The organism is Pseudoflavonifractor sp. 60, from assembly GCF_009911645.1.
Lineage (GTDB): Bacteria > Bacillota > Clostridia > Oscillospirales > Oscillospiraceae > Lawsonibacter.
Window position 1 is genome coordinate 1 of record NZ_QWKI01000125.1, and the last position, 26,289, is coordinate 26,289.

Sequence of the window (26,289 nt, forward strand, 5' to 3'; positions counted from 1 at the left end):
CTGCGGAACTCTTTCTTAAACCCTCCTGACTCCTCCTTTTTCTTTTTTGTTGCACTTCATTGACAATCTGCCCTCCGGCGAAGCCGGTGGGGATTGACCGTCAGAAGCAATTCTAAGGTCCCAGGGTCGTGCGCTGTAAAACGACAATCCCCCGCCCTCGCGTCGCTCGGGCACCCCCTTTGCCAAAGGGGGCAAGCGGCTGCGCCGCTTGGGGGACGCCGGGCTGTACCTCTTGGACAAGGGAGCGGGGCAGTCACATGGGGCGTTTTATAACATAATATCAAACTACCGCGCAAAAATCCTCGTGACCGGGTGGAGTACCTGCGATTATGGCAAGAGTGTCAGAGCTTTGCTTCTTTTCTTTTCAAAGAAAAGAAGGCCTGTCCGGCGAGGACAAAATGACAAGGAGGAATTGCATGAAGTGGTGGAAGCAAAAGCGAAGAGAGCCCCCTGCTCCCGTGGTTCAGGTGCGGCAGGGGGCGGGGAACCCTTTCGGTATGCTGGACCGGTACGTCCCCCTGCACACCGGGGAGACCGCCCTGTACCGGGCCATCCGGGAGGGGATTCCCATTGTGGACGCCGCCATCTGGAAGCTAACCCGGCTGTGCGGCGGCGTGGGGGTGAAGTGCGCCGGCTCCGAGGCTCAGGCCGGGCTGGAGCGGTTCTTTCAGACGGTGGATATCGGCTGGGGTCAGAGGGGAGTGCAAGCCTTTCTGGACCGCTATCTGGACGACCTGTTTACCTGCGGCCACGCCCTGGGGGAAATTGTGCTCACCAGAGACGGCGGGGATATTGCCGCTTTGTTGTGTGCGGACCCGGAACAGGTCGAGGTGAAAATCGGGGACAGCCCCCTGGACTTCCGCCTGTGCCAGGCGGGGTTGGGGGAGGACCGGGAGCTGCCCTGGCAGGACCTGCTCCTCTTCACCCCCTTCCAGCCCACGGCGGACGCCCCCTGCGGGGTGTCGCTGCTGCGGTCCATGCCCTTTCTGACAGGCATCCTGCTGAAGATCTTCCAGGCTACCGGGCAGAACTGGGAGCGGGCCGGCAACCTGCGCTTCGCCATGGTGTACAAGCCAGGCGAGGGAGAGGATACCTTTGCCCAGGAGCGATGCAATCTCCTGGCTCAGGAGTGGTCCGCTGCCATGCAGGCGGGACGTGAGGGTAGCGTCCGGGACTTTGTGGCGGTGGGCGACGTGGACATTCGGGTCATCGGCGCAGACAGCCCCGTGCTGGACAGTCAGGTCCCCGTGCGGCAGATCCTGGAACAGCTGGTGGCCCGCACCGGCATCCCGCCCTTTATGCTGGGGCTGTCCTGGTCGTCCACCGAGCGGATGAGCGCCCAGCAGGCCGATATGCTCACCAGCGAGATCACCGCCATCCGCCGGGCCGTGGAACCCGCCTTGTGCCGGGTCGCGGAGCTGTGGCTGAGGCTCCACGGCTATGACCAGCGGGCGGAAATTTTCTGGGAGGACATTAATCTCCAGGACATTGTGGAGGAGGCCAGGGCGGAGCTGTACCGGGCCCAGACGGAAAAATTGAGGAGGGAAATCCAATGAACATCATCAAAGAAGCCCAGGGAGGCGAGAGCGCGGCCCTGAGCGCCGGCGATTTGGAGCTGATCGGCGGGCTGGCCAGACGGCCCCTGAAACCGGAGGAGGTGTACACCTTCTCCGTGCGGCTGTGCGACAACGAAATCGACCGGGACTTTGAGCGCTTTACGACCGGGACCCTGGAGGAGCTGGCCCCCATGTTCGTGGGGAAGTGCGGCATCTTTGACCACCGGTGGTCGGCCCAGGGACAGGCGGCCCGGATCTACAAGACCAAGGTGGTCCGGGAGCCCCAGCGGCTTACCAGAGCCGGAGACGAATATTGCTGGCTGAAGGGATTTGCCTATATGATGCGTACCGACAGCACAAAGGACCTGATTGCCGAAATCGAGGGGGGCATCAAAAAGGAGGTCAGTGTGGGCTGCGCGGTGCGGCACTCCATCTGCTCTGTGTGCGGCGCGGACCGGATCGCCGCCGGCTGCGGCCACCAGAAGGGACAGGAGTATGGCGGCCAGCTGTGCTACGCAGCCCTGGAAGGGGCTGAGGACGCCTATGAGTTCTCCTTTGTGGCAGTGCCCGCCCAGCCCCGGGCCGGGGTCGTCAAGAGCGCCTGCCGGGAGGAACGGGACCTGGAGCGGCTGGAACAGGAGGCCGCCCTGGGCCGGAGGTATCTGGAAAACCTCCGGGGCGAGGTGGTGCGGCTGGCTCTGCTGGCCGACCGGGAGCTGGATGGCCAGACCATAAAATCCTTGGCGGACAAGCTCTTGCCCGGGGAGCTGGAGGAGCTGCGCAAATCCTACGCCCGCCGGGCGGAAGAGCGGCTGCCGGTGAAGACGCAGCTGGCCTATGGAGAACAGAATAAACTCCCCCAGGAGCGGGACAGCGCATTTATGATTTGATTGATTAAAGGAGGATACACAGCATGGCTTTTTACTACGACAATCTGAAGCTGGACAAGGGGATGTATCAGGAGGCGGGCCGCTCCTTCAGCCAGGTGCTGGAGAGCCAGGACCCCAGTGAGCGCTACAAGGGGACCGGTCTGGAGGGGCTGGACGCCTTCCAGCGGCAGCTGAAACGGTTCGACATCAAAGTGAAGGGTGCGGCCAGCGACGTGGTGGAGAAGTTCTTCCAGACCTCCGACGCCGCCGTACTCTTCCCCGAGTACATCGCACGCACCGTGCGCCAGGGGATGGAGGAGGGGGATATCCTCCCCCACATCACCGCCGCTGTCACCAAATTCGAGGGCCTGGACTACCGCTCCATTACCTCTGAGGCCGGCGGGGAGGAGAAGGAGCTGAAACCGTTGGCCGAGGGTGAGGCTATCCCGGAGACCACTGTGAAGGTACAGTCTAACCTGGTGCGGCTGCACAAGCGGGGCCGGATGCTGGTGGCCAGCTATGAGGCGGTCCGCTTCCAGAAGCTGGACCTGTTCTCCGTGACCCTGCGGCAGATCGGCGCACACATTGCCCGGGCCCAGCTGGAGGACGCGGTGAATGTGCTTATCCACGGCGACAACGGGGAAAACGCCGCGGAAGTGACCAGGCTGGAGGCGGAGACCCCCTTTGACTACAACGCCCTGGTGGACTTCTGGGCCCGTTTCGACCCCTATGAGATGAACGCCCTGCTGGTGTCCGGCGACGTGCTGGTGCAGATGCTGAAAATGCCCGAGTTCCAGAATCCCCTCACCGGCCTCAACTTCCAGGGCACCGGCAAGCTGACTACCCCCCTGGGGGCCAATCTGCTGCGTACCAGTGTACTGCCCGCCAGGACTGCTATCGGCCTGGACAAGCGCTTTGCCCTGGAGATGGTGCGCAGCGGCGGCGTGATGGTGGAGTATGACAAGCTCATCGACCGCCAGCTGGAGCGGGCCGCTATTACCGAGATCAGCGGCTTTACCAAGATCTTCCCCCAGGCCAGCCGGGTCCTGGAGCTGTAAACATGGAGCGGGAGATTTTGTCCCTGTGCAGGGCAATGGGGGCCGGAGAGGAGCAGGAGGAACTGACCCTGCTGCTGGTCCAGGCGGTTTGCAGGCAGTTGGCCGCACGGCTGCGGGAGGGGACCCTCCCCCAGGACTGCGGCCCCGCCTTCCCCCTGGCCGCCGCTATGCTGGTGATGGACCGGCTGTCCCGGATGGCAAAGAGCGGCGGCAAGATCGCCTCCTTTACCGCCGGGGACCTGACCATCCGCCAGGAGACGGGGGGCGCCGGAACACAACTCTCTGACCATGCGGAAGTGCTGCTGGGGCCGTGGCTGAGAGACAGAGGATTCTTTTTTCAGGGGGTTGAGGGCTGATGGAACAAGCTTGGCGGGGGCTGCTGGCACAATACGGACAGCCTGTGACCCTGCGCAGCGGGGAGTATGAGACCGCAGTCCGGGCGTTTGTCCAGCCGCTGCTGGAGGGGAAAAGCCAGCAGCTCCCCGCCCCTCTGGGCCTGGAGCGGCAGGACCGGTTCCGCTACCTGGGACCGGCGGACTGTCCCCTGGACCTGGATACCCTGGTGAAGTGGAAGGGGACCATCTATCGGGTTTGCTCCGCCCATCTGGTGGGGGAGGGTGTTTGCCCCCACTGGCGGGCGGTGCTGGCCCCCAGAGAGGAGAGTGCGCTGTGAGTGCGGGACTGGAAAATATTCGCCAGGTGATGGCGGACTTCCTCCGGGAAAAGGGGATCTGCGCGGTGACCACTTGGCCCATGGAGCCCAGAGCAGAGCGGGACGGGCCGGTGGTAGCGGTGTCCCTGCGCAAATGCAAGGCCCAGCCGGCCAGCTTCCAGGACTACCTGGGGGAGCGGTATGACCCGGCGGCGGACCGGTGGGAGGAGCGCTTCGGAAAACGGGCGGAGCTCACCTTTGGTCTGGATATCTACGGCCCGGAGAAGGGGGACGGGGAGAAAATTCAGGCCGCCTTCGACAAACTGGCCGGGGCCCTGCTCCTGGGCGGACCGGAGGGGATGGACCTGCGGGAGTTCTCCTGTGGGGAGACCGTCCGGGACGGGGAGAGCCGCCGGTTAAAACGGCACGTGGAGGCGGTCTGTAACGCATGGCTGTGTGCCGTCACCGACGCAGGCGGCGGATTTATCGATTTTGAATTGAGAGGTGTGATGAGACAATGAGTATTTCCGTGCATCAGCGTCCGGGGGTGTACTCCTCCTATGACGCGTCCGCAGTGGTCAGCGGATCCGGAACCGGCAGGCTGGTGGGACTGGTGGGAATCAATCACCAGGCCCCCGCCGGGGAGGTCCTGACGGTGACCAGCTACGACCGGGCGGTGGCCCTGTTTGGTTCCCAGGGGAGCGAGGATATGGCGGAGCTCATCCGGCTGGCGCTGAAAAATGGGGCCTCCGGAGTGGCGGCCGTTCCGGTGGCCGACAGGAGCGGCTATGAGGCGGCCTTTGCCAAGCTGGCCGGGGTTGAAAACATTGCCCTGGTTTTGTGTGACAGCACCGATGTGGAGGTGCAGAAAAAGATGCGGGACAGCGTGGTTTCCGCCTCTGAGCTGCGCCGGGAGCGGCTGTGCGTGGCCGCAGGGGCCAAGGAGGAGAGCGTGGAGGAGCTGATTGCCCGGGCCGGAGAGCTCAACCACGAACGGGCGGTCCTGGCGGCTCCCGGCGGTCTGGATGGCCAGGGGAACCCCATCTCCGGACTGCCTCTGGCCGCCGCCATTGCGGGGGTTATCGCCGGGGAGGGCGACCCGGCTGTTCCTCTGGGCGGCGCACGGCTCCAGGGACTCCATGGGCTGTCCAGCCGGCTGGAGGACAACGACATCGACCTGCTGGTGCTGGGTGGGGTCACACCGGTGGAGAGCCTGGGGGGTGTGGTCAGCGTGGTGCGGGGCGTGACCACCCGGACCAGCACCGCGGGGACGGCGGACGCCTCCTGGAGGGACCTGTCCGCCATCCGCGTGGTGGACGACGTGATCCCCAGTCTGCGCACCGCCCTGCGCAGCAAGTTCTATCGGGCCAAGAACACCGCCCAGAGCCGGGGGGCGATCCGGGCCCAGGTGGTGCTGGAGCTGGAGAACAAGCTGACCCGGGAGATCATCACCGATTACGACGGCGTGTCGGTGGCCGCCGACCCGGAGGACCCTACCCGGTGTCTGGTGGACTTCTCCTTCGCTGTCGCCCACGGGCTGAACCAGATTTGGCTGACGGCGCATATCACCGTATAAGCGTCCGAGCCGTAGCGAACAGCGCGGATGAATCTGGAAACCCCATCATTTTGCAAGGAGGGATTTTATGAGCATTGCGGGATTTCCGACCAGCAGTGATATCTATCTGGAGGTGGACGGGATGCGGGTCGCGGTGGTCCAGAGCTACGCCGCCAAGACCACCAAGAACAGCACGGCGGTGGAGGCCTTCGGTGAGGCGGAGCCGGTGGCCACCGTCCCCGGGCAGGCCGCCCACGTCATTGAGCTGACCCGGCTCTACGCCACCGATGAGGCCATCCGGGACGGGGTCGACTTCTACTCCCTGGAAAACTTCTCCCTGGTTATCTGCAAACCGGACCGGAAAATTATCTACTCCGACTGCCAGTGGAGCGCCATTCAGGAGAGCGCCAACATTGGGAGCATGGTGCTGGAAAAGGTGACCCTGGTGGCCTCCCGGCGGATTGAGACGGGGGTGTGACCGTGGTACTGTCTATGTTGGCGGGGCGGGACCGGATGTCCCTAGGAAACGGCTTCGACCTGCGGCTGCTGTCGGCGCTGGAGGTGCTCCAGGCCCGGCGGGAGGCCCGGGAGCTGGCTTCCGGAGACCGGGAGCGGGCCCTGTGCTCCAACGCCTGCCTGCTGGCCCGGGCGCTGGAGAAGTCGGAGGACCACACCCCCGTGTTTGCCGGGGGGCAGGAGGTGCTGGCCGGGCTGACAGTGGAGGAGATCGCCTCTCTGGCCGGACGGTGGAGCGCCTTCCGGAGGGAAAACGACCCGGGGCTGGACCTGTCCCGGGAGGAGCTGGAACACGTAAAAAAAAACTCCGCAGCGACCCCGGACAGCGGCTGCGGTGGCGGGTCCTGAGAGATTTCGGCGCTCTGCCCACAGAGAAGCGGGCCAGAGCGATGAAGGAACGGGACTTTCTGTGGTGTCTGGCCAACGGTCTGCTGGACCGGGAGGAGAAGCTGGAGGGGCTGTGTCCCAGCTGCCGGACCAGGGCGCTGGAGCGGCGCTGTCCCGTCTGCGGCCGGGCGGAGGAGGACTGTGAGGTCAATTCCTCCTTCGACCCGGCCCGCTTTGAACAGCTGAAGGAGGGAAGCCGTGACTGACTATCTGGAGGAACTGTTGGAGGACGCCGGCGTGCTGCTGGAAGAGGTGAAGCGGCTGGAGAGGAGCGGGGCCGTCCCCCTTTCGGAGGAGGCACCGAGGTTTTTGCCGCTGCCGGGAGAGAGAGGAAACAGAGGGCGGAACACCCGGGAGGATGCCGCTGTGTTTGCGGAGGAGAGCCGCCCGGAGGGGGAAGCGGCAGAGGTCCAGACACGGCGGGCGCTGGAGGAGCGCTTTTCCTCAGGAGAGAGACCGGGCGAGACCGGCCAGGTGGACGCGCCGAAGGGGGAGACGGCGAGGGAGCTGGTCCCGGAGGAGCCTGACGCCCGGGAGACGGGGGACGTCCCACTGCTGGAGGAGCTGGCGCGGCTGGAGCGGGCGGCGGCGGTGCTGGAGGGGAGTGGACTGGAACGGACGCAGACCTTTTTGCCGGAGCAGAGAGGAGAGAGACGGACGGACTATCCCCTGGCGCTGGTCCGAGGCGGCGGAAACGTCCCGCCTGAGCTGGAGCCTCCGGAGAGATGGGGCGGGCGGAGCTGGCCCGAGAATGCTCAGGATTCCTCCGGCGGGGCCCTGAGCCTGGCGGAACAGACCGACCAGGCCTTCCGCCGGGACAGCCGCCGGTATGACGGGGGCTTCAGCCTCTATTGAGACGGTGGAGAGCTTTGAGAGGAGTGATGGCATGAATCTTTCGCCCATGCGGTATCGCGGCTACACCTGGCCCCACAACCCTAGGGTGTATACCATCGAATACAACCGGACTATGGCCGCTCACAAGATCCCCTTCGGTCAGTACCAGCTCCAGGACCTGGGGCGGAGCAGCCGGATCATGAGAGGGGAGGGAGAGTTTGTGGGCGAGGGGGCTTACAGTCAGTTCGGACAGCTGGCCAACACCTTCTACGAGGAGGGGCCAGGACTGCTGGTCCACCCCCTGTGGCAGGCCGCCAGTGCCTATTTTGTCTCCCTGAAGGTGGAACAGGCCCCCAGACCTGACTATGTGCGCTACTCCTTCGAGTTTTGGGAGGGGAACGGCCCAGTAAATGGTATGGTGGTCCAAAGGATTGAGACAGCCCGCAGCAGCGGAGAGGCCCAGGGCAGCTCCAGCGCCTGTCATCGAGTCATAAAAGGGGATACCCTCTGGGCCCTGGCGCAGCGCTACGGCCTGTCCCTGGAGGAGTTGATTGCCCTCAATCCCCAAATCAAAAATCCAAACCTGATCCGGGTCGGGGAGGAGGTGCGGGTGCGTTGACAGCCTATGTGACCGACGCCGCCGGACAGAGGTGGACCCTGCCGGACCAGGTGGCCTGGCGGCTGGAGTACACCGCCGGTATCCCCTGTGACAGCTTTTGGATGCGCTGCCTCTGGGATGGGGAGAACACCGCCCGGCCAGGGGACTGGGTGGAATTTGCCGCCGAATATCAAGGGGAGCGGGTGTTTACCGGTCTGGTGGACGAGTGTGAGGTGAAGATGAGCGCTAAGGGACAATTTCTGGAGCTCTCTGGCCGGGGAATGGCCGCCCGCCTGCTGGACAATGAGGCTCTGGGTCAGGATTACCTGCTGGCAACTCAGGCGGACATTATCCGGGACCATGTGATACCTTATAGAGTGGGGGTGGCGGTCGGGACCAGGCTGCCCCCCATTGCCAACTTTTCCGTGGAGACAGGGAGCAGTGAGTGGTCGGTGGTCAGCGATTTTGCCCAGCGGAGCCAAGGACTCGTCCCCCGGTTTGACCGCCAGGGGCGGCTGGTGCTGGACCAGTGGGACGACAGCCAGACGCGGGTTGTGGACGACAAGGCCCTGGTACTCTCCATGCTGCGGCGGGACAGGCGGTACGGCGTACTGTCCCAGATCCTGGTGCGGGACCGGTGGAGCGGCAAGGTGGAGCTGGTGAAAAACAACGCGTTTCTGGACGCCGGAGGGTAGGCGAGAAGGATCGTCACCATGCCGGCCCGAAGCAGCTTTAAGAGTATGCGCTATTCAGGACAGTTTCAGTTGGACAAGTCAGCGGCGGAGCTGGAGCGGGTGGAGGTGACCCTGGGGGAGCCCTTCTGTGCCTGGCCTGGTGAGCTGGTGGAGCTGAAACGCAGCGGCTGGGGCTGGAACGGGCGGTACCGGGCGGCTCAGGTGGTGGTGGGGATGGACAGCCAGGGCTGCTGGAGCAGACTGGACCTGGCCAGACCGGATTTCACCCCGTGAACCGGTATCATTAATAACAATTAGGATGAGGTGTGGATAGATGTGGACATCGGAACGCAATCGAAATCTGCCGGTGCAGGAGGCGGCGGCGGAGCTGGGCACCGTGACCCTGGGGGGTGATCCTGCGGGCGTGAGCCTGGGGGGTGAGCGGCGGTGGCTGAATGTGTACAGCCCCGGCGGGTACGGCTGGCGGCCCACGGCGGGGGACAAGGTACTGGTGCTCAAGGCCGGGGCAGAGGGGGAGTCCCCCTGTATTTTGGGTACGGTCCAGGAGGAGGACGGGGAAAACCCCTTGAAGTCGGGAGAGGTCCGGCTGAAGGGCGGGGAGAGCGCCCTCTTTTTGGGACAGGACCGGCTGGAGCTCACCGGAGAGGTGTACCTAAACGGCCAGCCCCTGCGCGGCGCGATCGAGGAGATCGTGCGGTCGCTTTTGAGATAAGGAGGGGATGGCTTGGAACGAAAGCTGGTGAACGGCGACTATGTGCCCGACGGGTCGGGGGGGCTGACCGTGCTGTCCGGGGGCGAGGAGGTGCTGGCCAGGGTCCTCTACCGCCTCACCGCCCGGCGGGGGGCGTTGCCCTTCCTTTCCGAGCTGGGGAGCAGGCTGTATCAGCTGGGCCGGGAGAAGCCCTCCGCCCGGCAGGCGCTGGCGGTGCAGTATGTGGCCGAGGCCCTGCGGGAGGAGCCGGAGCTGGCGGTGGAGTCGGTGGAGCTGGTCCAGACAGAGGAGATGGGCCTGCTGACCGTCCGGCTGGCCTGGCAGGGGGAGGAGCTGACCGCCCAGGTGGCGGTATGACAGGAGGGGATGGATGAAAACCATTGAGGAAATTTATCGGGAGCTGCTGGACTGCTTTGGGGAGCGGACCGGCCTGGAGCCCCGGGAGGGGTGCGACCTGTCCGCACGGATGTACACGCTGGCGGCCCAGATCTACGCGCTGTATGTCCAGGCCGACTGGGTGAAGCGGCAGGCCTTTCCCCAGACGGCTCAGGGGGAGTATCTGGATTACCACGCCCAGCTGCGGGGCCTGGAGCGCAAGCCACCGGTGGCCGCCACAGGGATTGTGCGGTTTACCGCTGGGGATGTGTCCGACTCCAGCCGGGAGATCCCACTGGGGACGGTGTGCATGACCACCGGCCTGGTGCGTTTTGAGACCACACAGCCCGGAGTCATCGGGGCGGGGGCCATTGAGGCGGACGTCCCTGTTCGGGCGCTGGAGGCGGGCACTGGAGGCAACGTGTCTGCGGGTACCATCGTATCCATGGCGGTGGCCCCCATGGGGGTGGCCTCCTGCGTCAACCCGGAGCCCTGTATCGGAGGGGCGGACGGAGAGGAGGACGACACCCTGCGGGAGCGGGTGTTAGAGAGCTTCAAGCGCCTGCCCAACGGGGCCAACGCCGCCTTCTACCAGCAGGGGGCCCTGTCCTTTGAACAGGTGGCCGCGGCGGCGGTGATCCCCAGACCCAGAGGGATTGGCTCGGTGGACGTGGTGCCCGCGATCCTGGCGGGACCGCCCAGCCAGGGACTGCTCCAGGAGATGCAGGTCTACTTTGAACAGCGGCGGGAGATCGCCGTGGATGTGAAGGTGCGGGCCCCGGAGACGGTGACGGTGAATGTGTCGGTCCAGGTGGAGCCTCAGGAGAAGCAAAATGGGGCCCAGGTGCGGGAGCGGGTGGAGGAGACCATCCGGAACCGCTTCAATGGCCGGCTGCTGGGGCGCCGGGTTCTGCTGGCCTGGCTGGGCAGTCTCATCTATAATTGTGAAGGGGTTGCCAACTATGCCATTACCGCTCCGGCGGCGGATGTGGCGGTGGCTGAGGACCAGCTGCCTGTGCTGGGGACGCTAAAGGTGGAGGTAACAGGATGAGACATGCCCAGTGCATGAGGGAACTGCTGCTGCCTCTGGGGGTCTACGACCTGGGGGCGCCCTTTAACGGCGGAGAGCTGGACGCCCAGGGGGAGGCACTGGACCATATGATGGCCTGGGCGGAGGAGATCCAGCGGGAGTCCTCCCTGGTTACGGCGGAGAGCTGGGGGCTGGAACAGACAGCCTCTCTCTTCCTCCGCCGCCCCGTGGCCGGTGAGCCCCGGAAACTGGCTGCCGCTCTGGCCGCCCTGCTGCGCATTGGCGGAGACAGCTTTACCCTGGCCGCCATCAACGACACCATCTCGGGCTGCGGCGTCCCGGCCCGGGTCCAGGAGCTGGGAGTCGAGCGGGTGTCCGTCACATTTCCCGGGATTGCGGGGATTCCAGACAATTTCGAGGAGCTGAAAAAGATTGTGGAGGATATCCTTCCCGCCCACCTGGGCATTCAATACGATTTCTGGTTCCTTACCTGGAAGGAGCTGGAGGAAAATTTCCACAGCTGGAAGGAAATTGAGGATTTTTCCTGGCATGGTCTGGAGACCTGCGTGGAATACCTGTAGCCAGGGGCCCTCGGCCCAGATCAAATAGACCGGTCCCGAAGAGGGTCCTCCTTGTAAATGAGGAGGGCCCTTTTTTTGTTCACAAAATACTTAAAAATCCCCCGGGAAAATTCAAAAAGTTATTTGTTTTTCTTCATGCTTTTTTCATAATTTGGAGGTATGATAGCATCAGTTCAAGGGAACACCTCATTATAAACCGTTTCAAAAGGAGCGTTTTGATTATGGAAGAGTTCAATTTCTACAACAGTGAAAACGATGGCTATCGGGGCAGCTTTGGCGGCTATGTGGACCCGGAACCCACGCCGCCCCCCACTCCCTTCCAGACCGGAGGCCAGCCCCCGAGGAAGAAAAAAAGCGGCGCGGCACGGGCCGTGGCTCTGGTGCTGGCCTGCGCCCTGGTGGGAGGGTCCGCCGGCGTAGGGGGGGCGTACCTCTACAATCGGACGGCGGGCGCGAATAACACCACCACCATCTATGAGGAGAACCGGCCCCAGATCCAGACGGTGGTCAACACCAACAGCGGCCAGCCCATGACCCCAGAGCAGCTCTACGCCGCCAACCTGGCCTCCTGCGTGGGCATCACCGTGAACACCACCGTAAACGTCTGGGGCCAGACCACCACCTCCGCCGCCTCCGGCTCCGGCTTTGTGCTCAGCCGGGACGGCTACATCGCCACCAACTACCATGTTATTGAGGAGGCGGTGGACAAGTCGGACGTGGCCATTGAGGTCTCCTTCGCCAACGGGGACAAGTACAACGCCAAACTGGTGGGCGGCGAGAAGGACAACGATGTGGCTGTTTTGAAGATAGAGGTCACCGGCTTGACCCCGGTGACCCTGGGCGACAGCTCCAAGCTGGTGGTGGGCGAGGCGGTGTACGCCATCGGCAACCCCCTGGGCGAGCTGACCTATTCCTTTACCGACGGCATCGTCTCCGCTCTGGACCGGCTGATTTCCACCACCAGCACCAACGCCAACGGCCAGCGGGAGACCACGACCCTCAACGTACTCCAGACCAACTGCGTCATCAACCCGGGCAACTCCGGCGGCCCTCTCTTTGACAGCTACGGCAATGTCATCGGCATCACCACCGCCAAATATACCCAATCCTCCTCCGGCGTCAATGTGGAGGGCCTGGGCTTTGCACTGCCCATCAACGACGTGAAGGAGATCTTTGCCGACCTGATTGCCCACGGCTATGTCACCGGCAAACCCTACATGGGCGTCCGGGTTGACAGCGTGTCCTCCGAGGCCCAGCGCTACGGCATCTCCGCCGGCGCGGTCATCGTCTCGGTGGCCGACGGCTCCTGTGCCCAGAAGGCTGGCCTCCAGCCCAACGACATTATCACCGCCATTGACGACACCGCCATCGACTCCTCCACCGCCCTCACCGCCGCCCTGTCCACCAGCTATAAGGCCGGCGACACCGCAACCCTGACGGTCATCCGCAGCCAGGAGGAGTTGAAGCTGACCATCACCTTCGATGAGAAGAACGCCGAGACCGAGGCCAACAATCAGGCCCAGCAGCAGGAGGAGGAGCAACAGCCCTCTCAGAACTACGGCGACAGCAATCAGGGCAATGGCTACTACTATCAGTGGCCCTTCGGAAATCTCTTCCCCTGGTAAATTTCCTCTTGCATATCAGGGGAGACGTGTGGTATAATCAATGCGGTTAAGAAGGTATCCAGTATCCAATATCTTCACAAAAGACAAGCTCCCGGAGAGTGGCCGCTCTCCGGGAGCTTGCTTTGCATTGGCAGGCTTACTGGCCCCTGTTGTGCCGGTCAAGCCATTTGCAGATGTAGTAGGCCGCTACATTTACTCCGACCGACAAGAAAAAGTTAAGAACAGTATCCATATCTTCACCCCCTCCCTGTTGCCAGTTTGGGTGGGGCAGCGGAGACATTGTAACAGGTTTCGTCAAAATTTGCAAGAAAAGAACCCCCTGTGTGGGCGGGAGGGGATGGACAATCCCGAAAAAACAGGTATAATAGAAACTGGATGACTGCTGGGGCGGGGAACTGCCTCAAGGATTCGGGGCCGCGCCTGGAAGAGAGGCGTTTCGTCACTGTCTGTGTCGGTTGGGAGGCCTTGAATCGCCGGACCTCACCGTATAGACAGAAAGGAACGAAATAATATGGAGATTAACGGACAAACTGTAAACAGTACAGCCCGCTATGACCAGATGGACCTGTCCCCCGCGCTGATGCAGGCTATCGGGAAGAAAGGCTATGTAGAAGCAACCCCCATCCAGACCGGGGCCATCCCCTATTTCATGGACTGGAAGGACGTGATTGCCAAGGCCCCCACGGGCACGGGCAAGACCTTCGCCTTCGGAATCCCCATGGTGGAGCACACCGACCCCGCCGCCGAATGGGTCACCGGTCTGGTGCTGGCCCCCACCCGGGAGCTGGCCATTCAAATACGGGATGAGCTGCGGGACCTGTGCGCCTTTAAAGAGGGGATTCGGGTCGTGTGCCTCTACGGCGGTCAGCCCATCAACACCCAGATCAATCAGCTCAAGAAGAAGCCCCAGATCGTGGTGGCGACCCCGGGGCGGCTGATGGACCACATGAAGCGGCGTACCGTCCGGCTGGACAAGGTGGAGACGGTGGTGCTGGACGAGGCGGACCGGATGCTGGACATGGGCTTTGTCCGGGATGTGACCCACATTCTGGACCAGATGCCCAAGCGGCGCAACCTGGGGATGTTCTCCGCCACTATTTCCCGGGAAGTGCTGGACATCTCCTGGGTCTATCAGCGGGACCCGGTGGAGATCACCGTCCAGGCCGACCAGGAGAACCGGCCTGACATTGCCCAGTACCGCCTGGATGTGGACCGGGGCGAGAAGGCGGACGTTATGGCGCGGCTGCTGGAGATGGGGGACTACGAGCGAGTGATCGCCTTCTGCAACACCAAAAATATGACCGACCGGCTGGCGGGACTGCTGGAGATGCGGGGGGTGACCTGCGAGGCTATCCACGGCGATATCACCCAGTCTCTCCGGGAGCGTACCCTGCAAAGATTTCGGGACGGCAAGCTGCGGGTTCTGGCGGCTACCGATGTGGCGGCCCGGGGGCTGGATATCGACGACGTAGACGCCGTGTTCAACTACGACGTGCCCGACGAGAACGAGTACTATATCCACCGCATTGGCCGTACGGGCCGGGCACGCCGCCACGGAGTCGCCTTCTCCCTGGTGTCCACCATCACCGAGGGCCTGCGCCTGGATGATATTGTAAAATCCACCGGCAGTCAGATCCGGACGGTCCATTTCAATGAAAAGGGCGACCTTGTGGCCGCCGTGGAGCATCCATGAGCAAAGTCAAACGTTTTTTGCTGGACTTTTTTGCCTGCTTTCTCATTCCTGGCTACACGCTCCTGTTTGCCGGGAGCGTACAGTGGTTCAGCACCAACTTTTCCGTGATTGCCGTCACCGGGCCGGACCACTACCGGGGCTTTGTCTACTGGGGCCTTCTGGCTGGAGGGTACTTCCTGTTCGTTCTCAGCGGTCTGGCCGTAGGCCTGCCCCAGCCCGGGGCTCGGCTGACCGTCCGCGTGCTCACCGCGGTTGCCCTGCTGTCCTTGGCCTATGCCGTGGCCATTCCCTACCTCCCGGCCTACTTCCCCAAGCACGCCGTCCTCCATGTGGCCCTGGCCGCTGAAGCCTGCGTGCTGCTGATGGTGGCTCTGCTGCTTGTCATCCTCTTCCGTCGGCAGGAGGAGCCGGACCGCTGGCAAAGACCTTTTCTGGTCTGGAAGCTGATCGTTCTGGGCTGTGCGGTCATCTTTCTGATCCCCCGGATGGTGTCCACCGCCCTGGAGGTGTTCTTTACCATCTCTGCCGCCCTGCTGGCGCGGAAGATGCTGCTGCAAAAATAAGCTTCCTCTTCCATATCCCTGTTGGCTGTGTTATCATAAGCCCAGACGACCTGATGACTAAAAGCCTCCGGAGAGATTGAAGCTTTCCGGGGGCACTTGGGGACTGCTGGACCTTGTACCGGGCGGCCAAAATTTTAATCAATTCTTCATCCTTTCCCTATCGTATTTTCAATCCTGAAGGAGTATCATGTAGACAGAACGAATCCCCAACAACATAAAGGCAAAAGGAGCGATAATATATGGGAAGCAAGAGACTGTATCGGACGGAGGGCCCCTACAAGATGCTGTGCGGCGTGTGCGGCGGCATTGCGGAGTATTTCGATATTGACCCCACCCTGGTGCGGGTTGGCTGGGTGATCGCCGCTTTCTGCGGGAGCGTGGGCTTCTGGGCCTATCTGATCTGCGCCCTCATCATGCCCAAGAAGAGCGACATCTACCCGGGCTACTGATTGACAAAGGAGGACCGCGCTATGGTCACTGTCCGCCCCTCTGTGTTCGAGGACGTCCCCACCCAGCGGGAGCTGTGGAAGCTGGCTTTTGGGGACAGCGACGCCTATATTGACAACTTCTACCGCACCTACTACCGCCCGGAGCGGGTTGTGGTGCTGGAGGAGGAGGGCGCGGTCTGCTCCATGACCGCCTGGTTCGACACCACCTTTGTGGTCCCCGGTCAGGGGGAGTATCGGGCGGCCTACCTCTACGCCGTGGCTACCCATCCCGACTGCCGGGGGCGAGGACTGGCGGGAGAGCTGCTGGCTGGGGCGGATGAGTTTTTCCGCGGCCTGGGCATCCCCGCCGTCACCACCGTCCCGGCAGAGCCCTCCCTCCACAACTTCTTCGGGGCCAACGGCTTTCGGGAGTGCTTCCGCGTTCTGGAGAGCTATCAGTACCGGGAGGAGCTGGAAAAGCTGTCCCCTGCCAATGCCCTCCGCCCCGCCTCTGTGGAGGAGTACGGCCAGGTGCGGGAACAGCTGCTGGCGGACATCCCCCACATCGCCTACCCGGAGGACGCCCTGGCCTATCAGGCGGGGTGCTGCGCCCTGGGGGACGGCGGCCTCTTTGTGGGGGACACCCCAGCGGGCCCCATGTGCCTGTGCGCCGAGCGGGCGGACGGGGAGCTGGTGATGATGAAGGAATTTCTGTGTCCCAGGCAGAGGAGCCTCCAGGATATGGCCCGCATCTGGCTGGACTTTCAGCGAATTGCCCCGGCCCGGAGATGGCAGGTCCGCCAGCCCCGGTCCCTGGAGTGGAGCGTGGGCGTCAACGAAGATCTGGGAAAATTCGCCATGCTCAAGTGGCTGGATTCGGCCATGGAAAAGAGCTGGAATTGGGACACGGTGGGCTACTTGGGCCTGGCGTTTGACTGAGAACTTGCAGAATGACCAAAAACGGCTTCTTCTTTTTGTAGAAAAAGCCGTTTTTTGTATTCTTCGCTTTTTGCTACAATTGTTTTGTTGTGGTAACCTCCACAAAAATAGTTCTTTACTTTGCGGGATTTTGTGGTATGATATACACATCAACGCGCAGAGGAAGTCCTTTCCATGGGGGAATGAAGGATTTCCGTCAAAAAAGAGAGTACCCACATATTTTTTAGGAGGAATGCCGCTATGAACAAGTACATTGAGAAGGTTCTGAACGAGACCCGCGCCAAGAACGCCAACGAGCCCGAGTTCCTGCAGACCGTGGAGGAGGTCCTCTCCTCTCTGGAGCCGGTGATCGAGGCCCACCCCGAGTATGAGAAGGTCTCCCTGCTGGAGCGCATGGTGGAGCCCGAGCGCGTCATCGAGTTCCGCGTGACCTGGGAAGATGACAACCACAACTGGCAGGTCAACCGCGGCTACCGCGTGCAGTACAACGGCGCTCTGGGCCCCTACAAGGGCGGCATCCGTTTCGATCCTTCTGTCAACCTGTCCATCATCAAGTTCCTGGGCTTCGAGCAGACCTTTAAGGACGCCATGACCGGCCTGCCCATCGGCGGCGCCAAGGGCGGTTCCGACTTTGACCCCCGCGGCCGCAGCGAGGCCGAGGTCATGCGCTTCTGCCAGGCTTTCATCACCGAGCTGTACCGCCACATCGGCCAGGACATCGACTGCCCCGCCGGCGACCTGGGCTGCGGCGGTCGTGAGATCAACTATATGTACGGCCAGTACCGCCGCATTGTGGGCGCTTCCGAGTTCGGCGCTCTGTCCGGCAAGTCTGTGGCCACCGGCGGCTCCCTGATGCGTCCCGAGGCCACCGGCTACGGCGCTGTGTACTATCTGGACGAGACCCTGAAGTTCCATGGCGACGACATCAAGGGCAAGAAGATTGCCATCTCCGGCTACGGCAATGTGGGCTGGGGCATCATGCAGAAGGTGGCTGAGCTGGGCGGTATGGTCACCTACTTCGCCGGCCCCGACGGCTACATCCACGATCCCGACGGTGTTGTTGGCGACGAGAAGCTGAACTACATCCTGGAGATGCGTGCCAAGGATCCCATGCACTGCGCGCCCTATGCCGAGAAGTTCGGCTGCGAGTTTGTGCCCGGTCAGAAGTGCTGGGGCGTCAAGGATGTGGACGTTTATATGCCCGCCGCGACCCAGAACGACGTCAACATGGAGTGGGCCGAGAAGATCGCCGCCTCCGGCGTGAAGTACTACATTGAGGTGGCCAATATGCCCACCACCAACGACGCCCTGGAGTTCCTGAAGAAGCAGCCTCACCTGGTTGTTGCCCCCTCCAAGGCCGTCAACGCCGGCGGCGTGTCCGTCTCCGAGCTGGAGATGGCCCAGAACGCCGAGCGGCTGTACTGGACCGCCGGAGAGGTGGACGAGAAGCTGAAGGGCATTATGAAGAACATCTTCAACAACTCCGTTGAGGTGGCCAAGCGCTACAACCTGACCCGCGGCGAGGGCGGCAAGTTCTACGACCTGGTGGCCGCCGCCAACATCCTGGGCTTCCAGAAGGTGGCCGACGCCATGATGGCTCAGGGTATCTTCTAAGACGCTCTCCTGAAGCCGCAGCACGAAAACAGCAAAAACCCGGGTGTCTTGCGGGGCATCCGGGTTTTCTTCAGCGTCCAATGTCCCTTCAGCCTTTCGTTGGAAGAGAAGGGATTTCCGCAGACTTGACATTTCGCTCCATCTTACATATACTGTTCTACAAATTTCTTTATGAGGTGAAAATGGTATGCACACCAAAAAAATGATTTACTGCGCAATGGCCTTTGCACTTGCGGCTGCTCTGCTGGTGTCTACGGGTTTTGCCTGCGGCAGACATCACGGCGGAAACCGGCAGCGGGTTTCCCCTGCGGTCTACCTGTGTCCTGTGGAGGATTGTGAGGAGTATGGACGGCATATCCATGACGGCGTGACCTATTGCGGCTATGACCACAGCGGCGGAGTCTGCAATGGCCAGTGTGCCGCTCTGTGTTCGGTGGAGGACTGTCAGATTGCCGGACGGCATACCCATGATGACGCCATCTGCTGCGGCTATGACCACGAGAGCGGATTCTGTGACGGGACCTGTGCCGCCCTGTGTACCGTGGAAAACTGCGAGATCATTGGCCGGCATACCCACAGTGGTACCGTTTACTGCGGATATGCCCACGGCGGTTGCTTCTGTGATGGCACCTGCGCCAACGCCGCTCCTGTGGCTTCACGCGGCTTCCGCCAGCACCATGGCGGGCACTGCTGATCAATACCTGAATTGCCGCGAGGTCCGGAACATTCTTCCGGGCCTCGATTTTATCGCCTATGCGTTTTTTGGAAAACTTACTTTAATTCGTAAAGTATCTTTTGTAGGATAGGACGACCCTAGTCTGCCGCTTGTGCGCTCCTGCGGCATCACAAAGTGGAACTACCCCGGCAGTTCTGCAAATTTTCTCTACATTGCGAATGAAAGAAAAACTTTAAAATCCCTTGACAAAAGACTTTTTCATTGATAAAATACTACAGCCGCGTTGAACAGGTCCGCAAGAGGGGAGACCCCGCCTGGGAGAGCGAGCCCGTAATAAAGGAGTTGAATACTATGCAGGCAATTATTGTGACTGGCGGCAAGCAGTACAAGGTGGCGCAGGGTGATACCCTGTTCATTGAGAAGCTGGAGGCCGAGGCCGGCCAGACCATCACCTTCGACCAGGTGCTGGCAGTTCTGGACGGGGACAAGGCCACCTTTGGCGCTCCCACTGTGGAGGGCGCTTCCGTGGACGCCACTGTGGTCAAGAACGGCAAGGGCAAGAAGATCCGCATCTTTAAGTACACCCCCAAGAAGGGCTACCGCAAGCGCCAGGGCCATCGTCAGCCCTACACCAAGGTGGAAATCGGCGCGATCAAGGCCTGATGACCACCGTCACATTTCATTCTGAGGGCAGCCGCATGACTGGCTTTGACATGCAGGGCCACAGCGGCTACGCCCCCCAGGGAGAGGATATTGTGTGCGCTGCCCTCACCAGCGCCGTTCGCCTGATTGCGTGTGCAGTCAACGACGTGCTGGGGCTGGAGGCCTCGGTGAAGGTGCGGGACAAGGACGCGCTGATCTCCCTGAAGCTCCCCAAGGCCCTGGACCCGGACAGCGAGAGCGTTTGCCAGACTCTGCTGGCGGCCCTCATGGTCCACTGTGTCCAGCTGGCTGAGGAGTACCCTGAAAATATATCCGTTATGGAGGTGTAGAAGATGCTGAATATTGGTTTGCAGTTTTTCGCCCATAAAAAGGGCGTGGGCTCCACCCGCAACGGTCGTGATTCCAAGGCCAAGCGGCTGGGCGTGAAGCGGGGCGACGGTCAGTTTGTGCTGGCCGGCAACGTCCTGGTCCGCCAGCGGGGAACCCATATCCATCCCGGCGTCAACGTGGGCAAGGGCAGCGACGACACCCTGTTCGCCATGAAGTCCGGCCGCGTGAAGTTCGAGCGCCTGGGCAAGGACCGCAAGCAGGTCTCCATTGTGGAAGAGGCCGCTGCGGAATAATCACCAAACATAAAGCCGCAAACGAACGCCGTTTGCGGCTTTTGCTTCATATGGATTGTTAATCTGTCAAAAGGAGGCAGTTTATGGAGTACAGAAAATTTCCCCAGGGCTACGCCATGCGCCTGGACCCCGGGGAGGAGGTGGTGGCCTGTCTGACCCAGCTGGTGGACCGGGAGAATGTCCGGCTGGGTTCCGTCTCCGCCCTGGGTGCGGCCAACGATGTGACCATCGGTATTTTTAACACATCGGAGAAAAAATATTACTCCCGGCGCTATCAGGGGGAGTATGAGATCTCCGCCCTGGTGGGGAACGTGACCCGGCAGGAGGGGAAGCCCTACCTCCACCTCCATATTACCATCGGCAATCCGGTGACCGGGGAGGTCCACGCCGGCCACCTGTCCTCCTGCACCATCAGCGCCACTCTGGAGCTGTTCTTGCAGGTGTGGGAGGGGGAGCTGGGCCGGAAATTCAGTGATACTGTGGGCCTGAACCTGTTGGACTTTGAGGGAGGAAGCTGATGGACATCAAGACACGCCAGCACAGCGGAATGCTCTACCTGCCCGGGGACCCGGGGCTTCAGCGGGAGCAGCTCCAGTGTCTGGACAAGCTGTTTGCGTTCAATCAGGTGCGCCCCTCTGACCTGGAGAGGAAGGCGGCGCTGCTCAAGGAGATGTTCGCCGAGATCGGGGAGAACTGCTATATCGAGACCCCCTTCCACGCCAACTGGGGCGGAAAACACGTCCACTTTGGGAGAAACATCTACGCCAACTTTAACCTGACTCTGGTGGACGACACCCACATCTACGTGGGGGACTACACCCAGTTTGGCCCCAATGTGGTGCTGGCCACGGCGGGCCACCCCATTGACCCGGAGCTGCGGGAGCAGGCTTATCAGTACAACGCCCCCATCCGCATTGGCCGCAACTGCTGGCTGGGGGCAAATGTGGTGGTGGTCCCTGGCGTCACCATCGGCGACAATGTGGTGGTAGGCGCGGGGGGCGTGGTGACCTGGGACCTGCCCTCCAGTGTGGTGGCGGCGGGCAACCCCTGCCGGATTCTGCGGGAGGTAAACGACCGGGACCGGGAATACTACTTCAAGGACCGAAGGATTGATTGGAGCGACATGGGAGGCTGACTATATGGAACCATGGCTGTATGTGATGTTTATTGAGAAAACCAAATCCTACAACAAGCTGACAAAAGCCGCCGTGGAACGGCATGTGGCTAACCTGAAAGCCCTGGATGAGGCCGGACACATCGAACTGGCCGGAGTGTTCAAGGGCTACACCGGCGTGGCAGGGATGTATATCCTCAAGGCGGAGAGCTACGAGGCGGCGGAGGCACTGTGCAGACAGGAGCCTCTGGTGGTAGAGGGCTTCGCTACTTACAAGCTGAAAGCCCTCCAGCCGGCGAACCGGGAAAACAATTATCTGCTGTAAATCAGTTTTGACAGAAGGAGGTGCCCAACATGGCAGCACCCTTTGTAGATACCGCGAAGATCACCGTCCGCTCCGGGAACGGGGGCAACGGTGTGGTGTCCTTTCACCGGGAGAAATACGTGGCCAACGGCGGCCCTGACGGCGGCGACGGGGGTCGGGGCGGCGACATTGTGGTGGAGATCAACGACCATATGTCGACCCTGATGGACTTCCGCTACAAGCGTAAGTATGTGGCGGGCAGCGGCGCCGACGGTGCAGGCAAGAAGTGTACCGGCAGGGACGGGGAGGACCTGGTCATCCGGGTCCCCCGGGGGACGGTGATCCGGGACGCCGAGACCGGGGAGATCATCCAGGATATGTCCCAGACCGACCGGTTTGTCCTGTGCCGGGGGGGGCGGGGAGGCTGGGGCAACCAGCACTTTGCGACCCCCACCCGGCAGGTGCCCCGCTTCGCCAAGGCGGGCCTGCCCGGGGAGAGCCGGGATGTGGTGCTGGAGCTGAAGCTGCTGGCCGACGTGGGGCTGGTGGGCTTCCCCAACGTGGGCAAATCCACACTGCTCAGCGTGGTCAGCCGGGCCCAGCCCAAAATCGCCAACTACCACTTTACGACCCTCTTCCCCAATCTGGGCGTCGTCTTCGTGGAGGAGGGGGTCTCCTTCGTCATGGCCGACATCCCCGGCATTATCGAGGGGGCTGCCGAGGGGGGGGGTCTGGGCCACGACTTCCTGCGGCACATCGACCGCTGCCGGCTGCTCATCCATGTGGTAGACGTGTCCGGCTCAGAGGGGCGGGACCCGGTGGCTGATTTCCAGGCCATCAACGCCGAGCTGGCCCAGTACTCCCCTGAGCTGGCCGCCCGGAAGATGATCGTGGCGGCCAACAAGACGGACATTATGACCGACCCCGCCCTGCTGGACAAGCTGCGGGCCCATGTGGAGGGACAGGGACTGGAGCTCCTTGAGATTTCCGCCGCCGCCCACCAGGGGACCCGGGAGCTGGTACTAAAGGCTGCCCAGGAGCTCCAGGATCTGCCCCCTGTGGCGGTGTATGAGCCCACCTATGTGGAGCGCCCCCCCCAGGTGGACACCAGCGGCGAGGTGGAGATCCAGGAGTTTGACGGTACCTGGGTCGTGGACGCCCCCTGGCTCCAGCGGCTCATTGCCAACGTAAACTTCGGCGACTACGAGTCCCGGAACTGGTTCGATCAGAAGCTGCGCCAGTCGGGGCTGTTCGACAAGCTGGAGGAGATGGGCATCAAGGACGGGGACATTGTGTCCATGTACGACCTGGAGTTTGAGTATCAGAGATAAAGGCTTTGGTACTTCCCTGAAATGGGGCGGGAGCCTTTGCGGTATTTTTTTGTGGAAAAGGGAAATTTGAAAATAAGGATTGATAATCGGGGAAAATTATAGTACAATAACTCTCAGACATTGTTCCGCTTCGGCGCGGAGCAAGGCCGCACTAGTTGGGGAGATAGCGGTGCCCTGTACCCGCAATCCGCTACAGCGGGAATGAATCCCGGCCCCCGGACGTGTGGATGTACTGTCTGCCCTGGAAAAGCAGTGATGATAGACCGGTCCCGCGCAACGGGGCTGCCGTGAACCGTGTCAGGCGGGGAACCGAGCAGCACTAAGCGGTTTGACCCGTGTGCCGCGGGGATACTGTTCTTGAGCCGGCTGTCCAGGTAACGGGTATGTCCCGCGCTTCAAAGGCCGGTGTGCGGTCTTGCTCCGCGCCGGATATTTTTATGGGCCCGGCCAAAGTGAGCGTCGAGGAGATACCATGAGATTTGTGTTAGATACCAGTTATTCAGAGGAAGAATTGCAATTTCTCAGAGAACATGACTGCGAAATTCTATCGGAAATAAAACTTTCCAAGACAAATTTTTCTGAAACCGAGACTCCGCGCCGGATATTCAAATATGGCCGTACATATATTGCTGAGATTTTGGATGACGAAGCAGGAGAGCCGGTTTGGGCAGTTTTGACAAAATGGAAGGGCTTCTATCGGTTTTCAGATTGCTATGACAGTTTAGAAGCATTGGAACAAGGACTGTAGATCCAGTTATTTGAGTTGGATCGACCTGGAGGTGAACAGTAGATGTATCAGGCGTTGTACAGAAAATGGCGGCCCCGCACCTTTGAGGACGTGGTGGGGCAGGAGCATATCACCGATACCCTGCGGCGGCAGGTGGCGGCAAACCGGCTGTCCCACGCCTACCTCTTCACCGGGACCCGGGGGACGGGGAAGACCACCTGCGCCAAGATCCTGGCCCGGGCGGTGAACTGCGAGAATCCCCAAAACGGGGACCCCTGCAACGCCTGCCCCGCCTGTCTGGGCATTGAAAACGGCTCCATTCTGGACGTGCTGGAGCTGGACGCCGCCACCAACAACGGCGTGGACCAGGTGCGGGCTCTCCGGGATGAGGCGGTGTACACCCCCGCCGCCGTGGCCAAGCGGGTATACATCATCGACGAGGCCCACATGCTGACCCCCCAGGCCTGGAACGCTCTGCTGAAAATTCTGGAGGAGCCGCCCCCTCACCTGATGTTCATTCTGGCCACCACCGAGCCCCACAAGGTACTGGCCACCATCAAGAGCCGGTGCCAGCAGTTCTCTTTTAAGCGGATTTTGCCCATGAAGATCGCCCAGCGGCTGGAATATGTGGCCGAACAGGAGCACATTGAACTCACCGCCCCCGGGGCCGCTCTGCTGGCCCGGTTGGCGGACGGCGGAATGCGGGATGCCCTGTCGCTGCTGGACCAGTGCGCCGGCAGAGGCGGACCGGTGGACGAGCAGGCCATTCTGGACGCCCTGGGACTGGCGGGCAATGTAGAGACCGCCGCCCTCATGGGACAGCTGGCCGCCCGGGACACCGAGGGGGCGCTGGAGACTCTGGGCCGGCTGTACGCAGGGGGCAAGGATGTGGGGTCGGTGCTGGGGGAGCTGTCCTCTCTGGCCCGGGACCTGCTGCTGCGAAAGACCGCGCCCCGCGGGGGAGCCGCCCTGATGGCGGGGGGCTATGACGAGGCGAGCCTGCGCAGGCTGGGGGAACAGCTCACCGGCCCGCGGCTGCTTCATATGCTCACCTGTCTCCAGCGGACTCTGGCCGACCTGCCCCGCAGCGGAAACCGGCGCACCGACACGGAGCTGTGCCTCATCCGCCTCAGCGATGAGAGCCTGGACGAGTCCGCCGCCGGTCTGTCCGCCCGGATTGCCCGGCTGGAGGAGCAGCTGGCCCGGGGGATTCCCGCACCAGCGCAGCAGTCCGGCCCGGCCTCTCGGGAAGGGGCGAAACAGCCTGCCCCTCCGCCGGACCCGTCCTCCTGGGAGGAGGAGAGGCCGCCCCTGCCCGAGGAGCCGCCGGAGGAAAGGGACTATGTCTTTGACGAGCCCCCTGTCCCCCCGTCTCCCCAGAGGCCGGTCCCCTCTGCCCCTGTGCCTCAGCAGCCGTCTGCCCCCGTTGGAGGCGGCGACCGGACATTCTGGTCCAGCTTTGCGGCGGGACTGCGGGGGAAGGTGCCGCCGGCGGTGTTCCCCTACTTGAACAACCCGACCAAGGTCACCGGAGTGCGGCAGAATGGCCGTCTTGGGCTGTGGGTGGACAGCGAGTTTACCCGCTCTATGCTGAACAAGCCCTCCGTGCTGGAGAAGCTGGCTCAGGCGGCGGAACCCCTCTTTGGTCAGCCGCCCCGGATTATCGTCACCGTGGGGACCCCGCCGGAACAGTCGGAGGCCCCGGAGGAGGACCCCTTGAACAAGCTGATGTCCTTTGGTGACCTGGATAATATTACCATTCAATAAAAAACCGGAAAAGGAGTTTTTGATATGGCAAAGGGTTATGGCCGCGGGAAGCCCGGCATGGGCGGCGGCATGAATATGAATATGATTAAGCAGGCCCAAAAGATGCAGCAGGATATGCTCCGCATGCAGCAGGAGCTCCAGGAGAAGGAGTACCAGGCCGCCTCCGGCGGAGGGATGGTAAGCGCCACGGTGAACGGTAAGCACGAGCTGAAAAGCCTGGTTATCGACCCGGAGGCGGTGGACCCGGAGGATGTGGAGATGCTCCAGGATATGATTGTGGCTGCCGTCAACGAGGCCATGCGCGCCGCCGATGCCGATGCGGCCAGCTCCATGCAGTCCCTCACCGGGGGATTGAATCTGGGCGGCCTGGGCCTGTAAAGCTTTAAACATGAAATTGCCCGCCTGGGCGGTGTCCGTAAACAAATTTTTGAGAATGCAGAATATGCAGTGCTGTCAAGGGGCGGCGTGACTTCGGTCACGCCGTTTCCATTTTCGTCTGTTTGAAACCCTGCGATAAAGTGGTTCCATAATGGATTCCCGCGCTTTACATGAGATATGCAGAAACGCTCCTCAGTCTCTGATGTTTCACAGTGACCAAGGAGCGCAATATACTTCAAAAGCATTCCGCAAGCTGCTTCGGATGAACGGGATTGTCCAATCTTTTCCTGGTTTTTGATTGTAGATTTCAGAAATTTCGTCATAGGCTGTCTATCTTGACCTCCCAAGAGAACATTTGTCAAGGAGGATTTCACCATAAAGATGAAATCCCCCGGTAAATAAGTAGTGGGGCGGTTAGATGCCTGT

The 26,289-nt window shown here is 61.8% G+C and carries 35 protein-coding genes and 1 other RNA gene; all 36 read left to right on the top strand.

What is annotated here, in order from left to right; all coding sequences use genetic code 11:
• Nucleotides 1–416 precede the first annotated feature (416 nt).
• The 36 genes from D1646_RS13345 (at nt 417) to D1646_RS13525 (ending at nt 25,863) form a co-directional block, all read left to right on the top strand.
• Complete coding sequence (locus D1646_RS13345) at nt 417–1,556, top strand: serine/threonine protein phosphatase (RefSeq protein ID WP_160636928.1); 1,140 nt, start codon at nt 417–419, stop codon at nt 1,554–1,556.
• Nucleotides 1,553–2,446, top strand: coding sequence for a hypothetical protein (locus D1646_RS13350; protein ID WP_160636929.1), 894 nt, complete (start codon nt 1,553–1,555; stop codon nt 2,444–2,446). Before D1646_RS13345 ends, D1646_RS13350 begins: the two co-directional genes overlap by 4 nt.
• Nucleotides 2,447–2,469: 23 nt before the next feature.
• Complete coding sequence (locus D1646_RS13355; protein WP_160636930.1) at nt 2,470–3,483, top strand: phage major capsid protein; 1,014 nt, start codon at nt 2,470–2,472, stop codon at nt 3,481–3,483.
• A 2-nt stretch (nt 3,484–3,485) separates the two neighbouring features.
• Entirely contained in the window at nt 3,486–3,839 is a 354-nt protein-coding gene (locus D1646_RS13360) for a hypothetical protein (RefSeq protein ID WP_160636931.1), read from the top strand.
• On the top strand, nt 3,839–4,156 hold the full coding sequence (locus D1646_RS13365; protein WP_160636932.1) for a hypothetical protein: 318 nt from the start codon (nt 3,839–3,841) through the stop codon (nt 4,154–4,156). Before D1646_RS13360 ends, D1646_RS13365 begins: the two co-directional genes overlap by 1 nt.
• Nucleotides 4,153–4,656, top strand: coding sequence for a hypothetical protein (locus tag D1646_RS13370; protein WP_347565212.1), 504 nt, complete (start codon nt 4,153–4,155; stop codon nt 4,654–4,656). The genes D1646_RS13365 and D1646_RS13370 overlap by 4 nt, the downstream gene beginning before the upstream one ends.
• Nucleotides 4,653–5,711 carry a phage tail sheath C-terminal domain-containing protein gene (locus tag D1646_RS13375; RefSeq protein ID WP_160636933.1) on the top strand — a complete coding sequence of 353 codons (1,059 nt, stop codon included), beginning with the start codon at nt 4,653–4,655 and terminating at the stop codon, nt 5,709–5,711. The genes D1646_RS13370 and D1646_RS13375 overlap by 4 nt, the downstream gene beginning before the upstream one ends.
• 67 nt (nt 5,712–5,778) lie before the next feature.
• Nucleotides 5,779–6,168 carry a hypothetical protein gene (locus tag D1646_RS13380; RefSeq protein WP_160636934.1) on the top strand — a complete coding sequence of 130 codons (390 nt, stop codon included), beginning with the start codon at nt 5,779–5,781 and terminating at the stop codon, nt 6,166–6,168.
• A gap of 2 nt (nt 6,169–6,170) precedes the next feature.
• A complete protein-coding gene (locus D1646_RS13385) occupies nt 6,171–6,554 on the top strand; it encodes a hypothetical protein (RefSeq protein ID WP_160636935.1) in 384 nt (127 codons plus the stop codon).
• 41 nt (nt 6,555–6,595) lie between these two features.
• A complete protein-coding gene (locus tag D1646_RS13390; RefSeq protein WP_160636936.1) occupies nt 6,596–6,799 on the top strand; it encodes a molybdopterin oxidoreductase in 204 nt (67 codons plus the stop codon).
• Nucleotides 6,792–7,448, top strand: a complete 657-nt coding sequence (locus D1646_RS13395) for a hypothetical protein (protein WP_160636937.1) — start codon at nt 6,792–6,794, stop codon at nt 7,446–7,448. The genes D1646_RS13390 and D1646_RS13395 overlap by 8 nt, the downstream gene beginning before the upstream one ends.
• Before the next feature lie 31 nt (nt 7,449–7,479).
• Nucleotides 7,480–8,046, top strand: a complete 567-nt coding sequence (locus D1646_RS13400; protein ID WP_243154170.1) for a LysM peptidoglycan-binding domain-containing protein — start codon at nt 7,480–7,482, stop codon at nt 8,044–8,046.
• Complete coding sequence (locus D1646_RS13405; RefSeq protein ID WP_160636938.1) at nt 8,043–8,720, top strand: hypothetical protein; 678 nt, start codon at nt 8,043–8,045, stop codon at nt 8,718–8,720. Before D1646_RS13400 ends, D1646_RS13405 begins: the two co-directional genes overlap by 4 nt.
• An 18-nt stretch (nt 8,721–8,738) precedes the next feature.
• Nucleotides 8,739–8,993 (top strand): hypothetical protein, encoded by a 255-nt coding sequence (locus D1646_RS13410; RefSeq protein WP_160636939.1) that lies wholly within the window; start codon nt 8,739–8,741, stop codon nt 8,991–8,993.
• A 40-nt stretch (nt 8,994–9,033) separates the two neighbouring features.
• Nucleotides 9,034–9,432, top strand: coding sequence for a hypothetical protein (locus D1646_RS13415; protein WP_160636940.1), 399 nt, complete (start codon nt 9,034–9,036; stop codon nt 9,430–9,432).
• A 12-nt stretch (nt 9,433–9,444) separates the two neighbouring features.
• Complete coding sequence (locus D1646_RS13420) at nt 9,445–9,789, top strand: hypothetical protein (RefSeq protein ID WP_160636941.1); 345 nt, start codon at nt 9,445–9,447, stop codon at nt 9,787–9,789.
• 13 nt (nt 9,790–9,802) lie between these two features.
• The gene (locus D1646_RS13425) at nt 9,803–10,858 is read left to right on the top strand and encodes a baseplate J/gp47 family protein (RefSeq protein ID WP_160636942.1); all 1,056 of its coding nucleotides are present in this window, start codon (nt 9,803–9,805) and stop codon (nt 10,856–10,858) included.
• The gene (locus D1646_RS13430; RefSeq protein ID WP_160636943.1) at nt 10,855–11,418 is read left to right on the top strand and encodes a DUF2313 domain-containing protein; all 564 of its coding nucleotides are present in this window, start codon (nt 10,855–10,857) and stop codon (nt 11,416–11,418) included. Before D1646_RS13425 ends, D1646_RS13430 begins: the two co-directional genes overlap by 4 nt.
• A gap of 221 nt (nt 11,419–11,639) precedes the next feature.
• On the top strand, nt 11,640–13,043 hold the full coding sequence (locus tag D1646_RS13435) for a trypsin-like peptidase domain-containing protein (RefSeq protein ID WP_160636944.1): 1,404 nt from the start codon (nt 11,640–11,642) through the stop codon (nt 13,041–13,043).
• A 511-nt stretch (nt 13,044–13,554) separates the two neighbouring features.
• Nucleotides 13,555–14,736, top strand: a complete 1,182-nt coding sequence (locus D1646_RS13445; RefSeq protein WP_160636946.1) for a DEAD/DEAH box helicase — start codon at nt 13,555–13,557, stop codon at nt 14,734–14,736.
• Nucleotides 14,733–15,299 carry a hypothetical protein gene (locus D1646_RS13450; RefSeq protein ID WP_160636947.1) on the top strand — a complete coding sequence of 189 codons (567 nt, stop codon included), beginning with the start codon at nt 14,733–14,735 and terminating at the stop codon, nt 15,297–15,299. The genes D1646_RS13445 and D1646_RS13450 overlap by 4 nt, the downstream gene beginning before the upstream one ends.
• Nucleotides 15,300–15,538: 239 nt before the next feature.
• Entirely contained in the window at nt 15,539–15,748 is a 210-nt protein-coding gene (locus tag D1646_RS13455) for a PspC domain-containing protein (protein WP_160636948.1), read from the top strand.
• A gap of 21 nt (nt 15,749–15,769) precedes the next feature.
• Nucleotides 15,770–16,666, top strand: coding sequence for a GNAT family N-acetyltransferase (locus D1646_RS13460; RefSeq protein ID WP_160636949.1), 897 nt, complete (start codon nt 15,770–15,772; stop codon nt 16,664–16,666).
• A gap of 240 nt (nt 16,667–16,906) precedes the next feature.
• Entirely contained in the window at nt 16,907–18,280 is a 1,374-nt protein-coding gene (gene gdhA / locus D1646_RS13465) for an NADP-specific glutamate dehydrogenase (RefSeq protein ID WP_160636950.1), read from the top strand.
• A 187-nt stretch (nt 18,281–18,467) separates the two neighbouring features.
• Nucleotides 18,468–18,974: a hypothetical protein gene (locus D1646_RS13470; protein WP_160636951.1), complete on the top strand. Its 507-nt coding sequence runs from the start codon at nt 18,468–18,470 to the stop codon at nt 18,972–18,974.
• 333 nt (nt 18,975–19,307) lie between these two features.
• A complete protein-coding gene (rplU, locus tag D1646_RS13475; RefSeq protein ID WP_160636952.1) occupies nt 19,308–19,619 on the top strand; it encodes a 50S ribosomal protein L21 in 312 nt (103 codons plus the stop codon).
• The gene (locus D1646_RS13480) at nt 19,619–19,948 is read left to right on the top strand and encodes a ribosomal-processing cysteine protease Prp (protein ID WP_160636953.1); all 330 of its coding nucleotides are present in this window, start codon (nt 19,619–19,621) and stop codon (nt 19,946–19,948) included. The genes rplU and D1646_RS13480 overlap by 1 nt, the downstream gene beginning before the upstream one ends.
• A gap of 3 nt (nt 19,949–19,951) precedes the next feature.
• On the top strand, nt 19,952–20,242 hold the full coding sequence (rpmA, locus tag D1646_RS13485; RefSeq protein WP_160636954.1) for a 50S ribosomal protein L27: 291 nt from the start codon (nt 19,952–19,954) through the stop codon (nt 20,240–20,242).
• An 83-nt stretch (nt 20,243–20,325) separates the two neighbouring features.
• Complete coding sequence (locus D1646_RS13490) at nt 20,326–20,760, top strand: PPC domain-containing DNA-binding protein (RefSeq protein ID WP_160636955.1); 435 nt, start codon at nt 20,326–20,328, stop codon at nt 20,758–20,760.
• Nucleotides 20,760–21,377 (top strand): sugar O-acetyltransferase, encoded by a 618-nt coding sequence (locus D1646_RS13495; protein WP_160636956.1) that lies wholly within the window; start codon nt 20,760–20,762, stop codon nt 21,375–21,377. Before D1646_RS13490 ends, D1646_RS13495 begins: the two co-directional genes overlap by 1 nt.
• Nucleotides 21,378–21,381: 4 nt before the next feature.
• Nucleotides 21,382–21,681 carry a YciI family protein gene (locus D1646_RS13500; protein ID WP_160636957.1) on the top strand — a complete coding sequence of 100 codons (300 nt, stop codon included), beginning with the start codon at nt 21,382–21,384 and terminating at the stop codon, nt 21,679–21,681.
• A 29-nt stretch (nt 21,682–21,710) separates the two neighbouring features.
• The gene (gene obgE / locus D1646_RS13505) at nt 21,711–22,991 is read left to right on the top strand and encodes a GTPase ObgE (protein WP_160636958.1); all 1,281 of its coding nucleotides are present in this window, start codon (nt 21,711–21,713) and stop codon (nt 22,989–22,991) included.
• Between the two features lie 146 nt (nt 22,992–23,137).
• An RNA gene (gene ffs, locus D1646_RS13510) (signal recognition particle sRNA large type) lies at nt 23,138–23,404 on the top strand.
• 59 nt (nt 23,405–23,463) lie between these two features.
• The gene (locus D1646_RS13515) at nt 23,464–23,739 is read left to right on the top strand and encodes a hypothetical protein (protein WP_160636959.1); all 276 of its coding nucleotides are present in this window, start codon (nt 23,464–23,466) and stop codon (nt 23,737–23,739) included.
• Nucleotides 23,740–23,781: 42 nt separating this feature from the next.
• Nucleotides 23,782–25,485 (top strand): DNA polymerase III subunit gamma/tau, encoded by a 1,704-nt coding sequence (dnaX, locus tag D1646_RS13520; protein ID WP_160636960.1) that lies wholly within the window; start codon nt 23,782–23,784, stop codon nt 25,483–25,485.
• A 24-nt stretch (nt 25,486–25,509) separates the two neighbouring features.
• The gene (locus tag D1646_RS13525; protein ID WP_160636961.1) at nt 25,510–25,863 is read left to right on the top strand and encodes a YbaB/EbfC family nucleoid-associated protein; all 354 of its coding nucleotides are present in this window, start codon (nt 25,510–25,512) and stop codon (nt 25,861–25,863) included.
• The last annotated feature ends 426 nt before the right edge of the window (nt 25,864–26,289 follow it).

What these genes read in the sequence shown, in the direction of transcription:
- D1646_RS13365 (WP_160636932.1), top strand. Translation starts at nt 3,839, where the DNA reads ATGGAACAAGCTTGGCGGGGGCTGCTGGCACAATACGGACAGCCTGTG.
- D1646_RS13390 (WP_160636936.1), top strand. Translation starts at nt 6,596, where the DNA reads ATGAAGGAACGGGACTTTCTGTGGTGTCTGGCCAACGGTCTGCTGGAC.
- D1646_RS13490 (WP_160636955.1), top strand. Translation starts at nt 20,326, where the DNA reads ATGGAGTACAGAAAATTTCCCCAGGGCTACGCCATGCGCCTGGACCCC.
- D1646_RS13495 (WP_160636956.1), top strand. Translation starts at nt 20,760, where the DNA reads ATGGACATCAAGACACGCCAGCACAGCGGAATGCTCTACCTGCCCGGG.
- D1646_RS13480 (WP_160636953.1), top strand. Translation starts at nt 19,619, where the DNA reads ATGACCACCGTCACATTTCATTCTGAGGGCAGCCGCATGACTGGCTTT.
- D1646_RS13450 (WP_160636947.1), top strand. Translation starts at nt 14,733, where the DNA reads ATGAGCAAAGTCAAACGTTTTTTGCTGGACTTTTTTGCCTGCTTTCTC.
- D1646_RS13415 (WP_160636940.1), top strand. Translation starts at nt 9,034, where the DNA reads ATGTGGACATCGGAACGCAATCGAAATCTGCCGGTGCAGGAGGCGGCG.
- D1646_RS13470 (WP_160636951.1), top strand. Translation starts at nt 18,468, where the DNA reads ATGCACACCAAAAAAATGATTTACTGCGCAATGGCCTTTGCACTTGCG.
- D1646_RS13380 (WP_160636934.1), top strand. Translation starts at nt 5,779, where the DNA reads ATGAGCATTGCGGGATTTCCGACCAGCAGTGATATCTATCTGGAGGTG.
- dnaX (WP_160636960.1), top strand. Translation starts at nt 23,782, where the DNA reads ATGTATCAGGCGTTGTACAGAAAATGGCGGCCCCGCACCTTTGAGGAC.
- D1646_RS13515 (WP_160636959.1), top strand. Translation starts at nt 23,464, where the DNA reads ATGAGATTTGTGTTAGATACCAGTTATTCAGAGGAAGAATTGCAATTT.
- obgE (WP_160636958.1), top strand. Translation starts at nt 21,711, where the DNA reads ATGGCAGCACCCTTTGTAGATACCGCGAAGATCACCGTCCGCTCCGGG.
- D1646_RS13455 (WP_160636948.1), top strand. Translation starts at nt 15,539, where the DNA reads ATGGGAAGCAAGAGACTGTATCGGACGGAGGGCCCCTACAAGATGCTG.
- D1646_RS13400 (WP_243154170.1), top strand. Translation starts at nt 7,480, where the DNA reads ATGAATCTTTCGCCCATGCGGTATCGCGGCTACACCTGGCCCCACAAC.
- D1646_RS13375 (WP_160636933.1), top strand. Translation starts at nt 4,653, where the DNA reads ATGAGTATTTCCGTGCATCAGCGTCCGGGGGTGTACTCCTCCTATGAC.
- D1646_RS13500 (WP_160636957.1), top strand. Translation starts at nt 21,382, where the DNA reads ATGGAACCATGGCTGTATGTGATGTTTATTGAGAAAACCAAATCCTAC.
- D1646_RS13445 (WP_160636946.1), top strand. Translation starts at nt 13,555, where the DNA reads ATGGAGATTAACGGACAAACTGTAAACAGTACAGCCCGCTATGACCAG.
- rplU (WP_160636952.1), top strand. Translation starts at nt 19,308, where the DNA reads ATGCAGGCAATTATTGTGACTGGCGGCAAGCAGTACAAGGTGGCGCAG.
- D1646_RS13355 (WP_160636930.1), top strand. Translation starts at nt 2,470, where the DNA reads ATGGCTTTTTACTACGACAATCTGAAGCTGGACAAGGGGATGTATCAG.
- D1646_RS13345 (WP_160636928.1), top strand. Translation starts at nt 417, where the DNA reads ATGAAGTGGTGGAAGCAAAAGCGAAGAGAGCCCCCTGCTCCCGTGGTT.
- D1646_RS13525 (WP_160636961.1), top strand. Translation starts at nt 25,510, where the DNA reads ATGGCAAAGGGTTATGGCCGCGGGAAGCCCGGCATGGGCGGCGGCATG.
- D1646_RS13430 (WP_160636943.1), top strand. Translation starts at nt 10,855, where the DNA reads ATGAGACATGCCCAGTGCATGAGGGAACTGCTGCTGCCTCTGGGGGTC.
- D1646_RS13425 (WP_160636942.1), top strand. Translation starts at nt 9,803, where the DNA reads ATGAAAACCATTGAGGAAATTTATCGGGAGCTGCTGGACTGCTTTGGG.
- rpmA (WP_160636954.1), top strand. Translation starts at nt 19,952, where the DNA reads ATGCTGAATATTGGTTTGCAGTTTTTCGCCCATAAAAAGGGCGTGGGC.
- gdhA (WP_160636950.1), top strand. Translation starts at nt 16,907, where the DNA reads ATGAACAAGTACATTGAGAAGGTTCTGAACGAGACCCGCGCCAAGAAC.
- D1646_RS13460 (WP_160636949.1), top strand. Translation starts at nt 15,770, where the DNA reads ATGGTCACTGTCCGCCCCTCTGTGTTCGAGGACGTCCCCACCCAGCGG.
- D1646_RS13350 (WP_160636929.1), top strand. Translation starts at nt 1,553, where the DNA reads ATGAACATCATCAAAGAAGCCCAGGGAGGCGAGAGCGCGGCCCTGAGC.
- D1646_RS13435 (WP_160636944.1), top strand. Translation starts at nt 11,640, where the DNA reads ATGGAAGAGTTCAATTTCTACAACAGTGAAAACGATGGCTATCGGGGC.
- D1646_RS13410 (WP_160636939.1), top strand. Translation starts at nt 8,739, where the DNA reads ATGCCGGCCCGAAGCAGCTTTAAGAGTATGCGCTATTCAGGACAGTTT.
- D1646_RS13360 (WP_160636931.1), top strand. Translation starts at nt 3,486, where the DNA reads ATGGAGCGGGAGATTTTGTCCCTGTGCAGGGCAATGGGGGCCGGAGAG.